Source organism: Sphingomonas sp. LM7 (genome assembly GCF_002002925.1).
Classification (GTDB): domain Bacteria; phylum Pseudomonadota; class Alphaproteobacteria; order Sphingomonadales; family Sphingomonadaceae; genus Sphingomonas.
The window spans coordinates 1,889,437-1,908,826 of sequence record NZ_CP019511.1 but is presented as its reverse complement, the minus strand read 5'-3'; the positions used below and the strand labels follow the sequence as shown (position 1 = coordinate 1,908,826).

10 protein-coding genes are annotated in these 19,390 nt (G+C 69.4%); 3 read left to right on the top strand and 7 right to left on the bottom strand.

Translation table 11 applies throughout. From position 1 onward, the window contains the following. Nucleotides 1-32: 32 nt before the first annotated feature. From BXU08_RS08540 to BXU08_RS08530, 3 genes are read left to right on the top strand one after another with little or no spacing between them, the layout of a single operon-like run. A complete protein-coding gene (locus tag BXU08_RS08540; protein WP_077509672.1) occupies nt 33-1,577 on the top strand; it encodes an alpha-N-arabinofuranosidase in 1,545 nt (514 codons plus the stop codon). Then, nucleotides 1,577-3,910 carry a glycoside hydrolase family 127 protein gene (locus tag BXU08_RS08535; protein ID WP_077509671.1) on the top strand — a complete coding sequence of 778 codons (2,334 nt, stop codon included), beginning with the start codon at nt 1,577-1,579 and terminating at the stop codon, nt 3,908-3,910. The genes BXU08_RS08540 and BXU08_RS08535 overlap by 1 nt, the downstream gene beginning before the upstream one ends. Next, nucleotides 3,907-5,232 carry a glycoside hydrolase family 27 protein gene (locus BXU08_RS08530; protein WP_077509670.1) on the top strand — a complete coding sequence of 442 codons (1,326 nt, stop codon included), beginning with the start codon at nt 3,907-3,909 and terminating at the stop codon, nt 5,230-5,232. Before BXU08_RS08535 ends, BXU08_RS08530 begins: the two co-directional genes overlap by 4 nt. A 45-nt stretch (nt 5,233-5,277) precedes the next feature. Here the strand turns inward: BXU08_RS08530 and BXU08_RS08525 are convergent, their stop codons facing one another. The 7 genes from BXU08_RS08525 to BXU08_RS08495 all read right to left on the bottom strand — a co-directional run bounded on the left by BXU08_RS08525 (nt 5,278) and on the right by BXU08_RS08495 (nt 19,387). Then, on the bottom strand, nt 5,278-5,853 hold the full coding sequence (locus BXU08_RS08525; protein ID WP_171982466.1) for a DUF3617 domain-containing protein: 576 nt from the start codon (nt 5,851-5,853) through the stop codon (nt 5,278-5,280). Between the two features lie 258 nt (nt 5,854-6,111). Next, entirely contained in the window at nt 6,112-7,917 is a 1,806-nt protein-coding gene (locus tag BXU08_RS08520; protein ID WP_077509668.1) for an IlvD/Edd family dehydratase, read from the bottom strand. A 284-nt stretch (nt 7,918-8,201) separates the two neighbouring features. Further along, on the bottom strand, nt 8,202-12,341 hold the full coding sequence (locus BXU08_RS08515) for a contractile injection system tape measure protein (RefSeq protein ID WP_077509667.1): 4,140 nt from the start codon (nt 12,339-12,341) through the stop codon (nt 8,202-8,204). Between the two features lie 2 nt (nt 12,342-12,343). Beyond that, nucleotides 12,344-13,672, bottom strand: coding sequence for an ATP-binding protein (locus BXU08_RS08510; RefSeq protein WP_077509666.1), 1,329 nt, complete (start codon nt 13,670-13,672; stop codon nt 12,344-12,346). Then, nucleotides 13,669-15,573 (bottom strand): hypothetical protein, encoded by a 1,905-nt coding sequence (locus BXU08_RS08505; RefSeq protein WP_077509665.1) that lies wholly within the window; start codon nt 15,571-15,573, stop codon nt 13,669-13,671. The genes BXU08_RS08510 and BXU08_RS08505 overlap by 4 nt, the downstream gene beginning before the upstream one ends. Continuing rightward, nucleotides 15,567-18,968 (bottom strand): hypothetical protein, encoded by a 3,402-nt coding sequence (locus tag BXU08_RS08500; protein ID WP_077509664.1) that lies wholly within the window; start codon nt 18,966-18,968, stop codon nt 15,567-15,569. The genes BXU08_RS08505 and BXU08_RS08500 overlap by 7 nt, the downstream gene beginning before the upstream one ends. Beyond that, complete coding sequence (locus BXU08_RS08495) at nt 18,965-19,387, bottom strand: GPW/gp25 family protein (RefSeq protein ID WP_077509663.1); 423 nt, start codon at nt 19,385-19,387, stop codon at nt 18,965-18,967. Before BXU08_RS08495 ends, BXU08_RS08500 begins: the two co-directional genes overlap by 4 nt. Nucleotides 19,388-19,390: the final 3 nt, after the last annotated feature.

Genomic DNA, 19,390 nt, shown 5'->3' with positions numbered 1-19,390 from the left:
GGCCAACGGGCCGGCACCAAGGGGAGAGTTGCATGAAGCACTGGAAACAGGGCCTGGTCTCGGCCGCGGCTGTCATTACGATGGCCGCGCCGGCGCTTGCGCAGGCACCCGCCAGCGTCACCGTCACGGTCGATACCGCCAAGCCCGGCGCCAGGATCGAGCCGGCGATCTACGGCCAGTTCGCCGAGCATCTCGGCCGCGGCATCTATGAGGGGCTGTGGGTCGGCACTGACTCGAAGATCCCCAACACCAACGGCTATCGCAACGATGTCCTCGCCGCGCTCAAGCACATCAAGGTGCCGGTGGTTCGCTGGCCCGGCGGCTGCTTCGCCGACGAATATGACTGGCGCGACGGCATCGGCCCCAAGGCCAAGCGCCCGGTCCGCATCAACCGCCATTGGGGCGGCGTGACCGAGGACAATGCCTTCGGCACCCACGAATTCATGAACTATTCCGAGATGCTCGGCACCGACGCCTATGTCGCCGGCAATATAGGCTCGATGGGCCCGCGCGAAATGAGCCAGTGGGTCGAGTACATGACCGCCGAGCAGGGCACGCTGGCCGAGGAGCGCAAGAAGAACGGCCGCGACAAGCCGTGGGCCGTCAAATATTTCGGCGTCGGCAACGAGACCTGGGGCTGCGGCGGCAGCATGCGTCCCGAATATTCGGCCGATCTCCACCGCCGCTATGCGGAGTTCGTCAACGCTCCCGCCGGCAAGCCCAAGATCGTCAAGGTCGCCAGCGGCGCCAATGCCAGCGACTATAATTTCACCGACGTGATGATGCGCCAGGCGCGCGATCGGATGAACGCGCTCAGCGTCCATTACTACACGCTGCCCACCGGCAAATGGGACAAGAAGGGCGCCGCCACCGGCTTCAACGAAGACGAATGGGCCTCCACGCTCGGCCGCGCGATCTTCATGGACGAGCTCATCTCCAAGCATGTCGAGATGATGGACAAGCACGATCCCGAGAAGAAGGTCGCGCTGTACGTCGATGAATGGGGCACCTGGTACGATCAGGAATCGGGCTCGGTCCCGGGCTTCCTCTATCAGCAGAACAGCCTGCGCGACGCCGAAGTCGCGGCGCTCACGCTCAACATCTTCCACCGGCACACCGATCGCGTGAAGATGGCCAACATCGCACAGATGATCAACGTCCTCCAGGCGATGATCCTCACCGACAAGGGCCGGATGGTGCTGACCCCGACCTATCACGTCTTCGACATGTACCAGCCTTTCCAGGGCGCCACGCCCTATGCGGCGGACGTGAAGGGGCCGAGCTATGAAAAGGCCGGGTTCAAGGTGCCGATGATCGATGTCTCCGCTGCGCGCGGCGCCGACGGCAAGCTGTATTTGTCGCTGACCAACACCGATCCGAACAAGCCGGCGCGGGTGACGACCAACCTCAGCGGCAATGCCCGCGGCCGCATCCTGACCGGTCCGGCGATCGACACGCACAATACGTTCGATCGGCCGAACACGATCATGCCCGCGCCCTATTCGGCACGCAGCCAGGGCGGCAAGCTGACCTTCGACCTGCCGGCCAAGTCGGTCGTCGTGGTCGCGGTCGACTGATGCTGACGCGGCGGCTGTTCCTGGGTTCGGCGAGCGCCATCGCGCTCGCCGGCCCGGCTTTCGCCACCGTCCGGGTCGAGGAAGCGCCGATCAAGGTCCGGCCGCTGCCGCTCAGCGCGGTACGGCTCAAGCCTTCGGTGTTCCTCGACGCGGTCGAGACCAACCGTCGCTACCTGCTGTCGCTCTCCCCCGAGCGGCTGCTCCACAATTTCTACGCCAGCGCCGGGCTCTCCACCAAAGGCGAGACCTATGGCGGCTGGGAAGCGCGCGGGATCGCCGGGCACACGCTCGGCCACTACCTCTCGGGCCTCGCGCTGCTCTTCGCCCAGACCGGCGACGCCGCAGTGCGCGATCGCCTGCGCTACACCATCGCCGAGATGGCGGCGATCCAGAAGGCGCAGGGCGACGGCTATGTCGGCGGCACCACTGTCGAGCGCGACGGCAAGACGGTCGACGGCAAGATCGTCTTCGAGGAAATCCGCAGGGGCGACATCCGCACCGGCGGGTTCGACATCAATGGCGGCTGGGTGCCGCTCTACACCTGGCACAAGGTCCATGCCGGGCTGATCGACGCAGTGCGGCTCGGCGACGTGACCGAGGCGATGCCGGTGATGCTGGCAATGGCGGGCTATCTCGCCACGATCCTCGAAGGGCTCGACGACGCGCAGATGCAGAAGCTGCTCGCCGCCGAGCATGGCGGATTGAACGACAGCTATGCCGAAACCTATGCGCTGACCGGCAATCCGCGCTGGCGGCGGCTGGCAGAGCGCATTTATCACCAGCGCGTGCTCGCGCCGCTGGCGGCGGGCAAGGACGATCTCCCCGGCCTCCACGCCAACACCCAGATCCCCAAGCTGATCGGCCTCGCCCGGCTCTACGAACTGACCGGCGAGCAGCGTCACGCCGATGCCGCCCGCTTCTTCTACAAGACCGTGACCGAGCATCACAGCTACGTCATCGGCGGCAACAGCGAGCGCGAGCATTTCGGTCCGCCCGACCAGATCTCCACCCGGATCACCGAGCGCACCTGCGAAGCATGCAACAGCTACAACATGCTCAAGCTGACCCGCCATCTCTATGGCTGGCAACCCGATCCGGCGCTGTTCGACACGTACGAGCGCATCCATCTCAACCATCTGCTCGCGCACCAGCATCCCGAGACGGGGATGTTCGTCTATTTCATGCCCCTGAGCGCCGGCGCGCGGCGGACCTATTCGACACCCGAGGACAGCTTCTGGTGCTGCGTCGGCTCGGGGATGGAAACCCACGCCAAGCATGGCGAGAGCATCTACTGGCACGACGATGCCGCGCTGTTCGTCAACCTGTTTATCCCGTCGACTGCGGAGTGGAAGGAGCGGGGGTTCAAGGTCGAGCTTGAGACGGGCTATCCATTCAGCGAGCAGGTCACGCTGCGCATCGTCAAGGCGCCGCGCGCCGCGACAGCGGTCGCGCTGCGGCTCCCCGGCTGGTGCGATGCGCCTGCGCTGGCGCTCAACGGCGCCCGCCAGCCGCTCGACCGCGCCGCCGGCTATGCCCGACTGAATCGTCGCTGGCGGGCAGGGGACAGCATCACGCTGACGCTGCCGATGCGCGTGCGCACCGAGGCGACGCCCGATGATCCGCGCATGCTCGCCTATCTCAGCGGGCCGCTGGTCCTCGCCGCCGATCTCGGCCCCGCCGACCAGCCGTTCGACGGCCCGGTCCCCGCGCTGGTCATCGGCGATACGGTGACTGCGCTGGAGTCGGTGAACCCCGCCGAACATCGCTTCCGCCTGCCGGACGCCCGGCCCGCGGCACTGTCGATGGTGCCGTTCTTCCGCCAGTATGACCGCCGCACCGCAGTCTATTTCCCGCGCTTCACCGCTGCCGAATGGAAGGCCGAGGAAGCGAGCTTCCGCGCCGAGAGCGAGGCCCGTGCCGCGCTCGCCAGGCGCACCGTTGATGTCATCCAGCTGGGCGAGATGCAGCCCGAGCGCGACCATGACTATCGCTCGAACCATGGCGACCTGTTCTCCTGGGGCGGCCGCAGCGCGCGCCAGCTTCCCTGGGGCACGGGCAATTATCTCGAATTCACCCTCGCGGTCCGCCCCGGCCCGATCCTGCTCGGCGTGCTCTATTGGGGCGAAGAGGTGGGCAAGAACTTCGACATCTCGATCGACGGCACCCGCATCGCCAACGAGCGCCGCGCCGGCCCGCCGGTCAAGCGCTTCGTCGGCGTCGACTATCCGATCCCCGAGCCGCTCACCCGCGACAAGGACAAGGTCACGGTCCGCTTCGAGACCCGCGGCACCGACGCTTTCATCTACGAAGCCCGCACGCTGGAGGCCAAATGAGCATGCTGAGCCGCCGCCACGCCCTCGGCCTGCTCGCCGCGGCCCCGGTTGCCGCGCAGGCCCGCGCCCAGCGCACCTTCCGCGATCTCGCCCCGCGCCCGCCGATGGGCTGGAACAGCTGGGACAGCTTCGCCGCGACGATCAACGAGGAGCAGGCCCGCGCCAACGCCGCGGTGATGGCGGCCAAGCTGCTCCCGCACGGCTATGACGTCTTCACCGTCGACATCCAATGGTACGAGCCCGGCGCGACCGGCTTCGACTATCGCGTCGGCGTCGAGCTGGCGATGGACGCCAACGGCCGCCTGCTCCCCGCGCTCAACCGCTTTCCCTCCGCCGCGAAGGGCAGGGGCTTCAAGCCGCTTGCCGACTATGCCCACAGCCTCGGCCTGAAATTCGGCATCCACCTGATGCGCGGCGTCCCGCGGCTGGCGGCGGACCGCAACCTGCCGATCCTCGGGACGAAGCATCGCTGCGGCGACATCGCCGACCGGGTGAACATCTGCACCTGGAACTCCGACATGTACGGCGTCGACATGTCCAGGCCCGGCGCGCAGGCCTATTATGACAGCGTATTCAGGCTGATCGCCTCCTGGGGCGTCGACTTCGTCAAGGTCGACGACATCTCGCGCCCCTATCACCGCAACCAGCCCGAGATCGAAGCGATCCGCCGCGCGATCGATCGCAGCGGCCGGCCGATGGTATTGAGCCTCTCGCCCGGCGAGACCGCACTCACCGCCGCCGCGCATGTTGCCAGCCACGCCAACCTCTGGCGGATCAGCGACGATTTCTGGGACGAATGGAAGCTGCTGCTCGCGCAGTTCAAGCGCCTTGCCGACTGGGCGCCGCATTTGCGCCCCGGTGCCTGGCCCGATGCCGACATGCTCCCGCTCGGGTTGCTCGCGATGGGCAAGCGCCGCACGCGTTTCACGCCGACCGAGCAGCGCACGATGATGTCGCTCTGGTCGATCGCGCGCTCGCCGCTGATCATGGGCGGCGACCTGCGCGCGCTCGACGCCGACACGCTCGCCCTGCTCACCAATGACGAAGTGCTCCGCGTAAACCAGCACGGCAGCGAAGCGCGCCAGCTGTTCCGCACCGGCAACCACGTCGCCTGGACGTCGCGCGATGGCAACGCCCGCTATCTCGCGCTGTTCAACATCGGCGAGACCACGGACGAAGTCGCGGTCGATCTCGCTGCGCTCGGCATTTCGGGCAATGCTCGGGTCCGTGATCTGTGGACGGGCAAGGACCTGTCCGACGCCCATCGTCGCATCGCAGTCACGCTGCCGCCACACGGCTCCGCGCTGTACCGTTTGAAGTAAGTCAATAGCCCTCTCCCCAAAGGGAGAGGGCGAGGGGGCGTACGCCTACGAAGCCTTGCCCGGCGGGGTCGGTGCCTTGTTCTCGGTGCCGTTGCATTCGCCGGTGCGGCGCGCTTCCATCTTCATGTTCATCGTGTGCGCCGACATCGGCTGGCCGGGGACGCCGGCGCTCTTGCTGGTCAGCGCCATCTGGAAATTGTCGCTGGCGAACTTGCCGTCCATCGTCATGTCGACGGTCATGCCGCCGCTCTTGCACTGCATCTTCGCGTCGAGCTTGCCGTCGGCCATGGTGAACTTCTCGTATTTGCAGTCCTTCTGGCCGCCCGCGAAGAAGTCCGCCGCGGGCTTCTTGGCCTGCTCGGGCGTCAGGCAGCTGGCGAAGGGCTGGCCGGTGCCCATCGCGCTCTTCATCTTGGCGGCCTGCTCGGGGGGAAGGCCGGGGATTTCCATGCTGACGATGCTCGCGCTGCCTTCCCAGCGGCCCGGCGAGAGCTGCGGCGCGGCGCCGCTCGCGGCAACCTTGTTGGCCACTTCCTCGACGCTGGCGTTGGTCGCCTCGACCTTCGAGCCCGAATTGCACGCGGCGAGCGCCAGCGGCGCAAGCAAAAGCAGCTTCTTCATCCAGATACTCCCTGTTGAGGCGGGCAGCATAGAAACGCTGCCCAACCCCGACAAGTGCGCATCAACTATATCGCGCAAGCATCTGAGATCGTTACTTGAGGCTCTGACTCCCCTCCCTGAAAGGGAGGGGCAGGGGGTGGGTGCGCGCGTCTGCGCGCCAAAGACTCATCACCAGGCACCGAAGCGCCGGCCGGGCATCGAGCCCGCCCGGCGCCGGACCCACCCTAACCCCTCCCTTGCAGGGAAGGGAATAAGGCCTCAGTGATTATGCCGCGGCACGCCGAAGGTCTGCGCCAGCCGCTGATATTTCACCGCCGGCTCGAGCACCGCGCCGCTCTCGGCCTGGCCGACCACCGCGCGCTGCATCTCCTGCCACGGCGTCTGGCTCGCCGGGAAGGCGAAGCCGCCCGCGGCTTCCAGCGCCTTGCGCCGCTCGGCGAGCTCCTCGTCCGAGACCAGCATGTTCGCGGTGCCCTTGCGCAGGTCGATCCGCACCCGGTCGCCGGTCTGCAGCAGCGCCAGCCCGCCGCCCGCCGCCGCCTCGGGCGAGGCATTGAGGATCGAGGGCGAGCCGCTCGTCCCCGATTGCCGCCCGTCGCCGATGCACGGCAGCGCGTGGATACCCTTCTGGATCAGCTGCACCGGCGGCCGCATGTTCACCACCTCCGCCGCGCCCGGATAGCCGATCGGCCCGGCGCCGCGCATGATCAGCAAGGTGCGATCGTCGACGCCCAGCGCGGGATCGTCGATGCGGTGGTGATAATCCTCGGGCCCGTCGAACACCACCACCGGCCCTTCGAACGCGTCGGGATCGGCCGGATCGGCGAGATAGCGCTCGCGGAATTCGGGCGAGATCACGCTCAGCTTCATGATCGCGCTGTCGAACAGATTGCCGCGCAGCACCGAAAAGCCCGCCGCATCCTTGAGCGGCGCATCGAAGCGGCGGATGACCTTTTCGTCCTCGATCTCCGCGTCGCGGCAATTGTCGCCGATGCTGCGGCCGTTGACGGTCAGTGCGTCCTCGAGGATCAGCCCCTGGCGCATCAGCTCGGCGACGACTGCGGGAACGCCGCCGGCGCGATAATAATCCTCGCCCAGATATTCGCCTGCGGGCTGGAGGTTGACCAGCAGCGGCACGTCGCGGCCATGTGCCTGCCAGTCGTCGAGATCGAGCTCGACGCCGATATGCCGCGCGATCGCGTTCAAGTGGATCGGCGCATTGGTCGATCCGCCGATCGCCGAATTGACTCGGATCGCGTTGAGGAACGCCTCGCGCGTCAGCACGTCGCTCGGCTTGCGGTCGGCATGCACCATCTCGACGATCTGGAGCCCGGTGCGATACGCCGATTCCTGCCGGTCGCGATACGGCGCCGGGATCGCCGCCGATCCGGGCAGCGACATGCCCAGCGCCTCGGCCAGGCTGTTCATCGTCGAAGCGGTGCCCATCGTGTTGCAGAAGCCAGTCGACGGCGCCGAGGTCGCGACCAGCTTGATGAAGCCCTGGTAATCGATCTCGCCCGCGGCGAGCAGCTCGCGCGCCTTCCACACGATCGTCCCCGATCCGGTGCGCTCGCCCTGGTGCCAGCCGTTGAGCATCGGCCCGACCGAGAGCGAGATCGCCGGGATGTTCACCGTCGCCGCGGCCATCAGGCACGCCGGCGTCGTCTTGTCGCAGCCGGTGGTCAGCACCACGCCGTCGATCGGATAGCCATACAGCGTCTCGACCAGCCCGAGATAGGCGAGGTTGCGGTCGAGCCCCGCGGTCGGGCGCTTGCCTGTCTCCTGGATCGGGTGGACGGGGAATTCGATCGCGATTCCGCCCGCCTCGCGAATGCCTTCGCGGATGCGCTCGGCCAGCACGATGTGGTGGCGGTTGCACGGGCTCAGGTCGCTGCCGGTCTGCGCGATGCCGATGATCGGCCGTCCCGACTGCAGCTCCTCTAGGCTGATCCCGAAGTTCATGTAGCGCTCCAGATAGAGCGCGGTCATATCGGCGTTGGAGGGATCGTCGAACCACGCGCGGCTACGGAGCTGACGCGGCGAAGTGCTGGAATCTTGTGTCATTGCGGTGATGTGAGCCCTGGGGCGCTGTGCCCTTATTAGTCAGACTATTGGCAAGGACTTGCGCCCCAAACAAGCGAAAACAACGGTGATTCCCCTCCCTGCTTGCAGGGAGGGGGCAGGGGGTGGGGCCGCGCGTCTGCGCGCCCGAAAGACTCATTGCCCAGCATCGAAGCGCCGGTCGAGGCATCAAGCCCCGCCCGCCACTGACCCGCCCTCATTCCTCCCTGAAAGGGAAGGGAGGCAGTTTGCAGCAACAAGCGGACGCTTCTTCTCCGATGCAAGCCTCACCGCCACTGCACCACAATCGGCGCCGCCATCCACGGCAGCAGGATCGTCGAATATCCCCAGGGCAGCTGCGCAAGCAGGATGTCGAGCACCCGCGTCTCCACTTCCAGCCGCCACCCCGCTTCGGTCCGCGTCAGCCGGCCCTCGCGGCGGAAGAAGGTCTCGCGCAGCGCTTCCACACCGCTCTCGGCCAGTGGCGGCCAGCTCGCCAGCATCGTGCGCAGCAAGGTCGCGCCCATCCGCAATTCCTCCTCGCTCAGCATTACCTCGGCGGCGATCGGCTCGGCCGGGACCAGCCCGCACAGCAGCTTGTTGAGCGCCAGCTGCGGTTCGGGCGCGTCGCCCCGGCCGTCGACCAGCCATTGCAGCAGGTGGACTGCGCGCGCCTGGCATCCCTCCACCCAGGTCCAGCCCGTATCCTCGGCCGCGCCATAGCCCAGGCTCCCGAACAGCCGCGGCAGGAACGCGCAGGCAAGCACCAGACCGGCATTGCCGACATACAGCAGCGCGGGCGCATCCTCCGCCACGCCGACCTGCGTCTCGGCCACGCGCTGCGCCCGTTCGCGCCGGCGCAGGTCCAGCACCACGCGCAGCGTCGCATCGCGCATCCCTTCGAGCGACGCCGCCAGCATCGCCTCGACGCGCCCGCGCACCGGCTGGGGCAGCGAAGGCGCCGCCTCGCTGCCGTCGAGCACCAGCCCGACCAGCATCGGAACCGGATCGCGGCCAAGCGCTGCTGCCAGCACGCACGCCCATTGCGCCGCGCGCGACAGCGGCGTCGCGCAGGCCCGCCGCGCACCCGACAGCCGCTCGGCGACATGGAGCAGCCCCGCCGCCGCGCCCGGTGCCAGCAGCCCGAGCAAGGCGACGCGCTCGGCCTCGCTCAATTCCCGCGCCAGCCGCGCGCGTACCGAAGCACGGCCAAGCGCCTTGCGAACCGCACCCGGCGTCGCACCTGCCGGCAATCCGAGCAGCGCCCGCACTCGATCGAGCAGCCTGGGCGGCTGCCGCGAGGTTTCGGCCTGACGGTCCGACGGCCCGATCTGCCGTTCGGGCGGCAGCGTCCCGAGCAGCCGCCGCACCGCTTTCTGCTCGGACAGGCTGGCAAGCATTGTAACCTGGCGCAGCCACTCCGCCGCGAACCCGCGACCGCCGCTGCTCCGCCAGTCGCGTGCCGCTACTGCGCGCGCGAGCGCCTGCGCCAGCTTGTCGGGCGCGACTGCCAGCCGCCCGCGACGCCCGGTGAGCAGCGCCGCCAACTGCGCCGCTTCCTCGCGCGCCGCCGGCGCCATCGCCGCGAACAGCAACGGCGCGCGCCGGCTTTCGAGCAACGCCTTCAGTTCCGCCGGTGCGTCGCCGCGCTGCGCGACGTGCCGCAACGCCGCAAACGGCCGTGCCCGCACCAGCGCTGCCATGCGGTGCTGCGCGTGGCTCGCGTCGGCGCGCCCGCGGCCCCGCGACAGGGCAGGGCCATCCGCCCGCAGCACCTCCAGGATCAGCGCCCGCGCCTCCGCCTCGATATCGAGCGCGCCTCGCAGCCGCCGCCGGACCCGAGCGCGATCCCCGCTGTCCGCGGGTGCCAGCCGGGCAAGCAGCCTTAGCAGCGTCCGCGCGGGCATCCGTGCAAGTGCCGAGGCGTCGAGCCCGGCAAGGTCCGACGTCTCGGTCGCCCAGGCATCTGCCGCCTGCTGGCCGTCGCGCGGTGCGGGGGGCATCGGCTGGATGTCATTGAGCGCCGCAGCTTCCTCCGATGTGAAAGTGCGGTTGCGGTCAGGAATGTAGCGCAGCGGCATATCGAACGCCCTTGGCGTTGCGAAGGCATAGCGGTTCGCCATGGTTGCATCGCCATGCGCGGCAATGCCCGGCCCACCAAATTCCTCCCCCGGAGCGGCGCTCCGGGGGAGGGGGGCCATTTGCGCAGCAAAAGGTGGAGGGGGCGCGCCGAGGGCGCGTCCCGAGCTCGCCGAGAGTTCAGGACGGTGCGGTTGGGCCTCGCGGTCACCTCCGTCGCGCCTCCGGCCTCCCGCTCGCGGTGCAAGGGAAGAATGGGAACTCGGAATGTCGCCGCGGCCTGAACCCGAATCTCCGCGCGCGCGGGCAATAGAGCTGCTTGTGTCGATCGCCTCCGCGTGGGGCGCGGCGGAACGGGAAGCATCCTCAGTCGGGGAGCGTTGTCCGCCCGCCGTGGTGCTCCGGCGCGCAATCGCCTCGCCCAGACCTGCCGCCGACGACCCTCGCACCGCCGCCTTCGGCATCCCCGCCAGCAACGCCAGCCGCAGCAGCCCCGCCGCCGGCATCGCCCGCAACAGCCGCAGCAGGTCCGCGGGATCGGCACCGCCCAGCCGCACCCGAACCGCCTCGGCCGCTATCCCCGACAATTCCGGCAACAGCGTGGCCAGCGCCGCCACCCGATCGCCTGCCCCAAGCAATCCGGCGTCGCCCAGCACGAACCGCAGTTGCTCCAGCGCCGCATGCCGCGCCTCAAGCCGCCGCATCGCCAACACCGGCGACCGGCAGAGCGACAGGATCGCCACCCGCTCCGACGCGCCCAACCTGCCAGCCGCCAGGCGCAGCTCTCGCCGCAGGGACGCTGCCGGCATGCCGCGCGCGCGCGCCAATGCCATCACCGCCTTCGCCAGCAGCATTTCCGCCAGGTCGCCATCGCGCGCACCTGCGGCCACGCCGACCAGCACCACCATCTCCGCCTCGGAGCAATCGGCGGCCCGTGCCAGCGCGGCGAGGCTCGCAGCAAGGTGTGGCACCAGCAGGCGCGCCGCCACTTCGATCGGCGCCCCGAGCAGTGCGCACAGCCGCGCCGGATCGGCCGCCGCATAGTTGCGCAACATTTGTCGCGCCGCCCCTGGCTCCGCCGCCAGCGCCGCGTCCACCAGTGTCCGCAACCGCGTGATTTCGGCGAACGAGGGCAAGTCACCAACCGTCGCCAACGCCGCTCCCAAAAGTTGCAACGCGCCCGCCGGGCGTCCCGCCGCGCGCGTCCATGTCGCGGACAATTCCCCTCCGCGTTCGAACAATCCTGCCAGCGCCGCCGTCAACTTCGGCGTTGCGATGTTCTTCAAAGTCTCTCTCGCATCCGTAAAGCGAGAAACCCCCTCCATCCTCTGAACCAACCATCGAATCTGGTCCGGCGCCGCGGTCCCGATCAGCCGCCGCGCCCGCCGCTGTTCGCGCGGAGAAAGCGTCCCTCGACCCAGCAATTCGGCCAGTTCGGCGATCCCGGCCTCGCCGGCGAGCAGCTCGGGGACCTCGTCGATCAGTTCGCCCAGCACCGCCACCAGCGACCCCGCCGCCCGCCGCCGTGCCCGCGTCCGCGGCAACCCCCGCCGCAGCTGCGCGATCAGCGTCGCCAGCGTCGTCCCGCCGCTCCGCGCCAGCTGGATCAGCAGCCGCCGCAGGAACGCCTTGCGGTTGGCCTGCAGCCCGGTCTGCTGCAGCGCATCGCGCAGCACGATCGTCCACAGCATGTCCGCCAGCTCGGCGGGGGTGGCGGGTATCAGCCGATCCACCGCGTGGTGCTCGCGAACTTCCCCCAGATACGAGAGGACATAGGCCGCGTGCACCGGCTCGAGCCGATGCAGCAGCGCCGCCAGCAGGCCGTCGTCGATCTGCGCGACCAGGCGGCGCAGCAATGCCTCGCTCGAACCGCGCCGCCGCAGCATCGCCACCAGTGCCAGCGGATCGTCCGCGATCAGCTGCGCAAGCATGTCCGCCGGGGTAACCGTGCGCGCGACGGCGCGGGTGGCAGGCCAGGTGCCGTGCAGCAGATAATGTTCGAAGGTCGCGACCAACGCGCGGTCCTCGCGCTCGCGCACGGCCGTTTCACCGGACGCCCGCATGCCGAGGGCTTCGGCCAGCGCGATGCGCAATCGATCGCGCAACCGGTCCTCGGCGCGATGCAGCGCGTCCGGCGCGAAGCGGCCGAGCGTGACGGAGAGCTGCTCGATGCGGACGACTTCGCCGGCCATATCGAACTCGTCGAGCACCTGTTCGACGATGGGTACGAAGCGCCGCCGGCTGAGTTCGCCCAGCCGGTCGAGCAGTGCCGGGCCGGCCAGTGATCGCGATACGTCGATGGCCAGGAGCTGCTCCTCGATGAGGTGATCGAAGCCGATGCGCGCCATCGTCAGCCCGCCATCCGCCCGCTGCCGGCGAGCTCGCGGGCGACGGCTTCGGCGATCCTGTCCTCGGGGGCGTATCGCGCGCCGTCGCGCAGCGCGTGGACGCTCAGGCGGCGCAGGACGTTGATCATCTCGCCGCCGCTCAGCTCGTGACGGCGTGCCAGCGTTTCCAGCGAGACGTCCCGAGCGAGCCTGCCGCGCGGTTCGGCGAACACCATCTGCCATAGCTTCAGCCGCGCCGCCGCGTCGGGCATCGGGAAATAGACCATCGCCTGGAAGCGCCGCGCGAAGGCCGCATCGATATTGCCCTTCAGGTTGCTGGCGAGGATGACCACGCCCGGGCAATCCTCGATCCGCTGGAGAAGGTAGGCGATCTGCTGGTTGGCGTGGCGGTCGTTCGCGCTCTGGGTGTCGCCGCGCTTGCCGAACAGCGCGTCGGCTTCGTCGAAGAACAGCAGCATGTCGCCGGTCGCGGCGTGATCGAACAGCGCGGCGAGGTTCTTCTCGGTCTCGCCCACCCATTTGCTCACCACCCGCGACAAGTCGACGCGATAGACCGGCAGGTCCAGCTCCTTGCCCAGCACCGCCGCGGCCATGGTCTTCCCGGTCCCGGGAGGGCCGTGGAACAGCGCGCGGTAGCCCGGCTTGAGGTGCTTGCGCAGGCCCCAATCGCCCATCAGCAGCCGCTCGTTGCGCACCCAGACGAGCAGGTCCTCCAGCTCTTCGCGAACGGTCGGGCCGATGACCAGATCGTCGAAGGCGTAGGGCGTGTCGAGCAAATGCGCGGGGAAGGCCGGTCCAGGCGCGTGCAGCGCGGCCCGGCCGGTGGCGACGCGGGCAAGCCAGTGCTGACTGGCGAGAAGAGGCCCCCAGGGGCCCTGTTCGTCGGAACTGTCGAGGATGCGGCGCGCGCGAAGCGGCGCATCGGCTTCGAACAAGTCCAGGGCGGCGAGCCGGGCGTCCATGTCTTCCCCGGCCAGAAGGAACAGCGCCGTCTCACGCGTCGGGCAGAAGGCGCCTTGCGGGCCGCCGTCGCTGCCGCCGAATTCGGTGAAGCGGCGCTTGGTGACGTCGTTCTGGATCAGGAAATGATCAAGCGACTGCGGCCGGAGATGCGGCGCCAGCGCGAGCATCTGCACCAGCCGCTCGGCCGGCGACAAGCCCGCCACGCGCACCGCATCGGCATAGGGGAGCGTGAGACCCTTCAGGCTCGGCGGCCGCGTGGCGGCGGCGACTTCGCCTTCGTCTGCGGCAGCGTGCAGGTCGAGGCGGCGTTCGATGGCACGGCGGAGCCAGGCGATCTCCGCCTCGATCACGGCGCCGTTGGTCTTCATCCGCGGGGCGGCTCGCGGCGGGACCAGCGTTCGAGCATGTCGCGCAGCTCCATTGCCAGCTGGTCTGCGGCGTGATGCTCGCCCAGCCGGAGCGCGGCGCGCCACAGATGCTCGAGATCGCGCAGCCGCCGCCAGCGTGCGGGGTCGACGAAATGCAGGTGCAGTCCCAGATGCGCGGGCAGCTCGGCGCGGATCGCCGCTTCGATATCGGCGCGATAGCGATCGTCTTGGCGCGCATCGTCGTCCAGCCGGATTACGGCGCTGACGGCCATCGCATAGCGGAACTGGCCGTTCTCGCGCTCCCGGCGCTCGCGGGTACGGGGGCGAAGCATATTGTGCTCGACCAGGCAGAATCGCCTGCGACGCCCGTCGCCGCCGTGCAGGATCAGGTCGAGGCGATAGGCGATTCCCGAATCCCGTCGCGGCGATCCACGGCCCTGGGTGTCGAACCCGCGGCCACGGCGCTTCGCCAGCACCGCGCGATGATCGAGCAGGCGCTGCTTCACGGCGATCCGGCGCTGCGCCGCCGCCGCGTGGCGATGCGCGAGATGCGGCGCCAGCGGGATGTCATCAGCGGCAACGCCGTAGAGCGTCAGCAGCAGATCGAGCAGCTTTTCGTGATGGCCGGGCGACAGCATCGGCGGGACCTCGCCGGCGACGAGCGCGCCGGTCGCTACCAGCCGCGCGCAGAAAGCGGACATCATCGTTTCGAAGATACGCAGAAACCCGTCGAGCTGCGCGGCGGCCGCGTTGCGCGGCTTGTCGGGGTCGGCGAGCCCATAGACGCGCGGCAATTGTGGGCCGAGCCGCGCGATCTGGGTAAGCGCCCGCGCGCGTCCCTGCGGCAGCGTGAAGGCCTTGCGGTACACCGGCTTGAGCGGGTGTACGGCACGGTGCGCGTCCCACCGGCGCAACAGCCGGCGCAGCACGTCGCCGCGATCGATCCGGCAGGGCCGCCCGCCGATGCTGAGCTCCAGCGGCAGCGCATCGCCTTCGATGCCGGCGTCGAGGCTGCAATATTCGTCGCGATCGACCGAATAGACGCTGTCGCAGATCCCGGTCCCCTCGACCCAAAGCCGCGGATCGGCCACGCGCAGCACCCCGGGGATGTCATGCAGCAATTCGGCCAATGCCTCGGGATCGATCGTGGCCGGCTTGTCGGTGAGCTCGCCGGCGGCGATCAGGCCATTGAGCAGCAACGGGCCATCCAGCGCGGAAGCGGCGCGTTCCGGCTCGAGCGGGCTGCGGCGCGGCTCTGGCGCCAGCGCCAGTGCAAGCCGGAACAGTGCCTCGGCCATCGCCGCTTCTGGATCGACGCCATGATCGAGATCGAGCGCTGCATGCACCACCATGCGGCGCGGGCGCAGCACGCGGATCGATCCGATATCCTCGCACAGCGGCCGATTGCGCTCGAACACGCGGCGCGTCCGCCGGATCAGCGCGCGATATTGCGGGTGCTGCTCGGGATGGACACCCGGCAAGGGCAGGGCGGCGTGCAGGCGGATGTCGTAGAGCCCCGGCACGCCGTCGCCGGTTCGCGGCGTGAGCCAGGCATTGGCGAGCCCGTGGACGCGATCGAGTAGCAGGCGCCGGAAATCGGCGAGTGTGACCGGTGGCGAGGGGAGTGCGCGCCACGGCGGATAGATGCCCCCTCGCGTGGCCAGCGTCGCCGCGGCTAGCAAATCCTCTACCGGCAGCGTCGCGCGATAGCCGAGATCGGTCAGCGCGTAACTCAGCAGCTCGACCAGCGTCACCCCGGGATCGTGCGCGTTATAGTCGGTCCAGCCGCCGCAGAGCTGCTGAAGCAGCGCGACTGCCTCGGACTTGAGCGTGTCGAAATCCTGTGCGGGCGGCAGCGCGGGATCGCGGGCAAGCGCCACCGGGGCGGCTGGCGCTACCATGACGCCGTCGCCAGCGCCGCGATGCCGGTTACGGCGATTTCGCCTGCGACCGGGACCTGCCAGCCCGAACCGTCCGCGTGCAGCGTGACGTTGAGGCGGTCGATCGCCCGCACCTGCGGCTGTTGCAGCAGGAAACGCGCGATTGCGGCGCGGACGCGGTCGGCATCGGCATGATCGGGCAGGTCCAGGCCCGGGGTCGCCCAGGGCGACAGCAAGGCGACCAGCGCGGCTTCGACGCCTTCGGTGTCGCCGCTATCGAGGATCAACCGGGCCGCGACGTCGACGGGTGCATAGACCGGATCGATCACGGCGATGTTGGCGAAGGGACTGGCGAGCTGGACGAGCCGATCGGTGATGCCGGCGCGCAGCCGCGGCGCGGCGCTGGGCCGCAGCGGATCGCCGACGCCGGGGACCGGGATCACCACGACGCGGATTTCGGCGCTGGCCGCCTCGCGCGCGGGGTCGCCCTCGGTCAGCACGCGGACGCGGGCGATATCGGGAAATTCGGCGAGCACCAGCCGCTCGACGTCCCAGCCGGTGACCGCGCGGCCGCGATGGCGCACGCGCTCGGCGGCGCGCGCGCGGAGCATGGCCGGCGCTTCGGGCGGCTGGCCGCCGGCGGTGTCCAGCGGCTGGAGCACGCGCGCCAGCCCGGCAAGCCGCGTTACCGTTCCCGCGGCAACGGGCGGCATCGCGCGCTCGCTGCCGTCGATCAGGCGCGTTGCCGAAACCGCGTCGGGCAGGATCGCAACGATCGCGGGTGGATCAGCGCCGGAGAAAGCGAGCCTGAGCGACACGGGTTCGGCCGCGTCGGCGGGGATGGCGATCCGGAGAATACCGGTGGTCGCAAAGCCCTGCGCCTGATCAGCGCGCAGCGCTGCGGCGGGAAGCGGGCGCCAGTCCGTGGCCGCACGGTAGCTCCAGAGCGGGTCGAGACTTGCCGGCGTAACTGCGGCCAGCCGAACCAGCAGCGCGAGTTCGTCGCCCGGCGTGGCCCCGTCGAAGCATAGGTCCAGCGTCAGCGCATCGGGCCCGGCGGGAAAGAGCATCGCGCCGCCCAGCGGCCGTTCCTCGGGCGTGTCGAGCGTCGTGGCATGATGAAATGTCAGGCCCTCGCTCTCGACGATGCGCGCATAGTCGAGCGCGATGCCGGAGAGGAGCGGCTGGAAGGGCGGGTTGGGCAACAGCACCGCCACGGCATCCGGCGCGCCGGGCTCCACCATCTCGGCACCTTCGATTCTGCGCAGCAGCCTGGCGGGGAAGCTTAGGATCGCGCGGAGCAGCCGGCGCAAAAGGCCCGGACGTGCAGGTGGCGTATCGCCGCGGGCGATGGCTTCGGTGGCATATTGAACATTGGCGGCGTGGAGCGCGTGGCCGAAGCCATGCGTCGGCCCGGCCAGCGTCACGCAGACATGGTCGGGGATCGCGCCGTCAGCATCCCTTGCCGCGGCGGCGAGCCAAGAGCCCGGCGCCAGCGGCCCCCTTTCCGGCGTCAGCGGCGGCGCGGGTTCGAATTCGGCATCGAAGATGTCGGGCGGCGGTGCGGCGGAGACCGGCGGCGCGGTGTCGAGGCTTGCGGGCGCGAACAGCGGCAGGCGGTGCGCCGCATCCCAGCCGCGGACGGGTGCCGCCAACGTGACCGTGAAGGCGGCATTGTCGAACGGCGGCCAATCGAACAACTGGCCCTGCTCATCGACGACATAGCCGCGATAATAGCTCGCAAACCCGCTTTGGCCGGGCGGCAGACCGGCCCAGTCGAAGCGCAGGACCAGCCGGTCGAGCGGCGGTCCGGCAAGGACGGGATGATCGACCCGCAGCCAGCCGCCGGGCCAGGGCGGCGCGCCGAACGGGGCGGCGGCCGAAGAGCTGGCGAGGCCCAAAGGCGTGCGGACTTCGAGGCCGGGCACATCCTTGACTGCAATGGTTACGCGCGCGGCGAGGAGGCGTGCGTCGAATGGCGCGCCGGCGCCGTGGGTCAGGCGTAACGCTGGCGCGGCGAATGCGGCTGGGCAGCCTGTCAGCGCCGCAAAGTCGGCCGGGAGCGTGACGGTTACCTGCAAGCCCGTATCGATCGGGACAATCGATGCGGGGACGGCCAGCCACCCCTTCGCCGTCGTTACGCTGAAACCCAATGTCGCAGCGAGCGCGGCATCGACTGCGCAGTCGAGATCGAGCTCGAGCCTGACCCGGCGCGTGCCGCCGGGCAAGTCGAGCAGCGGCGTCGAGAAGATCGCATGCGTCTCGAACGCTGTTCCTGGAAGCGGCGTGGCAATGCCGGAAACCGCGTCGCCCAGCGCGCCATCGGGCCCGGCCGCGAACCGTGTCACGGTGCCCCCCTCGGCGCCCGGCCGCCACAGCCGCGCTTCGCATAGCGAGGCGCCGGTGACGTCGAGGACCGTGTCGGTGGCGAAGGCGATGCCTTTGCCCGCCGGGATCAACATGCCCTTGGGCAGCTTCGGGCGGCTCCGGGGACGCGGCACGACTGCCAGCAGCATGCGATCGGGCCGGGCGCTCGCCGGCGCGGTGTGGAGCAACCGCAGCTGATAGAAATCGATCAGCTGCTGCGGCACGTCGTTCAGCAGGTGGCGCGCATGGGCGAACATCCGGGCGAAGGCGATTACCAGCGCAGGGTGCGGGCTGTGGTCGCCCGAAGCGAGGCTCGCCTCGAAGGCGCCCGCGGCGCGCCTGCCCAGCTCGCGCATTTCCTCGACAAAGGCTTCGACGGCGTCGGCAAGTTCGCCGAGCATCCGGTCGGCCCAGGCGCGCTCGACTGCTTCGGCCACGCCGCGCACCTCGCCTTCCAGCACCGCCCGGTGCCAAGGCCGAAGAGCCTGTCGGTGCTCATGCCAATGGTCCTGTTCGTGGCGGAACCGGTCGGTGAGTTCGGCGGCTTCCCGCTCGGCGACATGGTCGGCAAGACGCTGCAACTGCAGGCCGAGCACACGCTCGATAACGTTTTCGGCGAGCCGGCGGATCGATTGGCCGCGCGTCGCGCCGCCGAGATCGGCCGGGGCCAGCCATGCGTCGAGATCGTCGGCGAAGCTCAGCAGCGCCTCGACCAGCCCGGTCAGCCGCGCCTCGTTCTCGCGCGGGCTCCCGCCGGATCGGGCGCCGTCGAGCAACGCATCGAGCGCTTCGGCCCGGGCGTCGATCGCGGCGGTGGCGAGCAAGGCGAGCACGAAGCTCTGGTCGGCGAGCAAAACCCGTCGCCAATTGCCGTCCACGGCACCGGCATCGTCATGGAACGGAATGTCCGCGGCGGTCCGCGCGATGTCGGCGAGCAGATCGGGCAAGTCGCGCGGATCGAGCTGGGCATTCTCGGGCGCGAAGGCGTCGGGCGCGCGGCCGGCCTGGCTGGCCCAGCGCGTGAGAAGCAGCGGCGTCGCGGCGATCACGGGCCTTCCACCAGCGTGCCTTCGTTCTTGTAGAAGGGGAAGACCAGGTTGTTGCGCGTGTTGGTGGCGCGCACGCGGTAATGGATGCCGATCAGCACCAGCGCAGGATCGTCGGCATCAGTCGCGGCCGTCACGTCGATCAAGTCGATCCGCGGCTCCCAGCGGATGATCGCAGTGGTGACCATCTCGCGCATCTCGCTGAACAGGCTGGCATTGAGGTCGGCGAAGACGAAGCGCTGCAAGTCGCAGCCATAGGTCGGCACCATCACCCGCTCACCCTGCGGCGTGGAGAGCAGCACGAACAGGCTCTGGCGGATGTCGGAATCGCCTTCCTCCATCTCGGTGCCGAGCGTGACGGTGGAAACGCGCGGCGGGAAGCTCCAGCCACGGCCCAGAAAGGCGATCGGCTTGGGATGCATCGC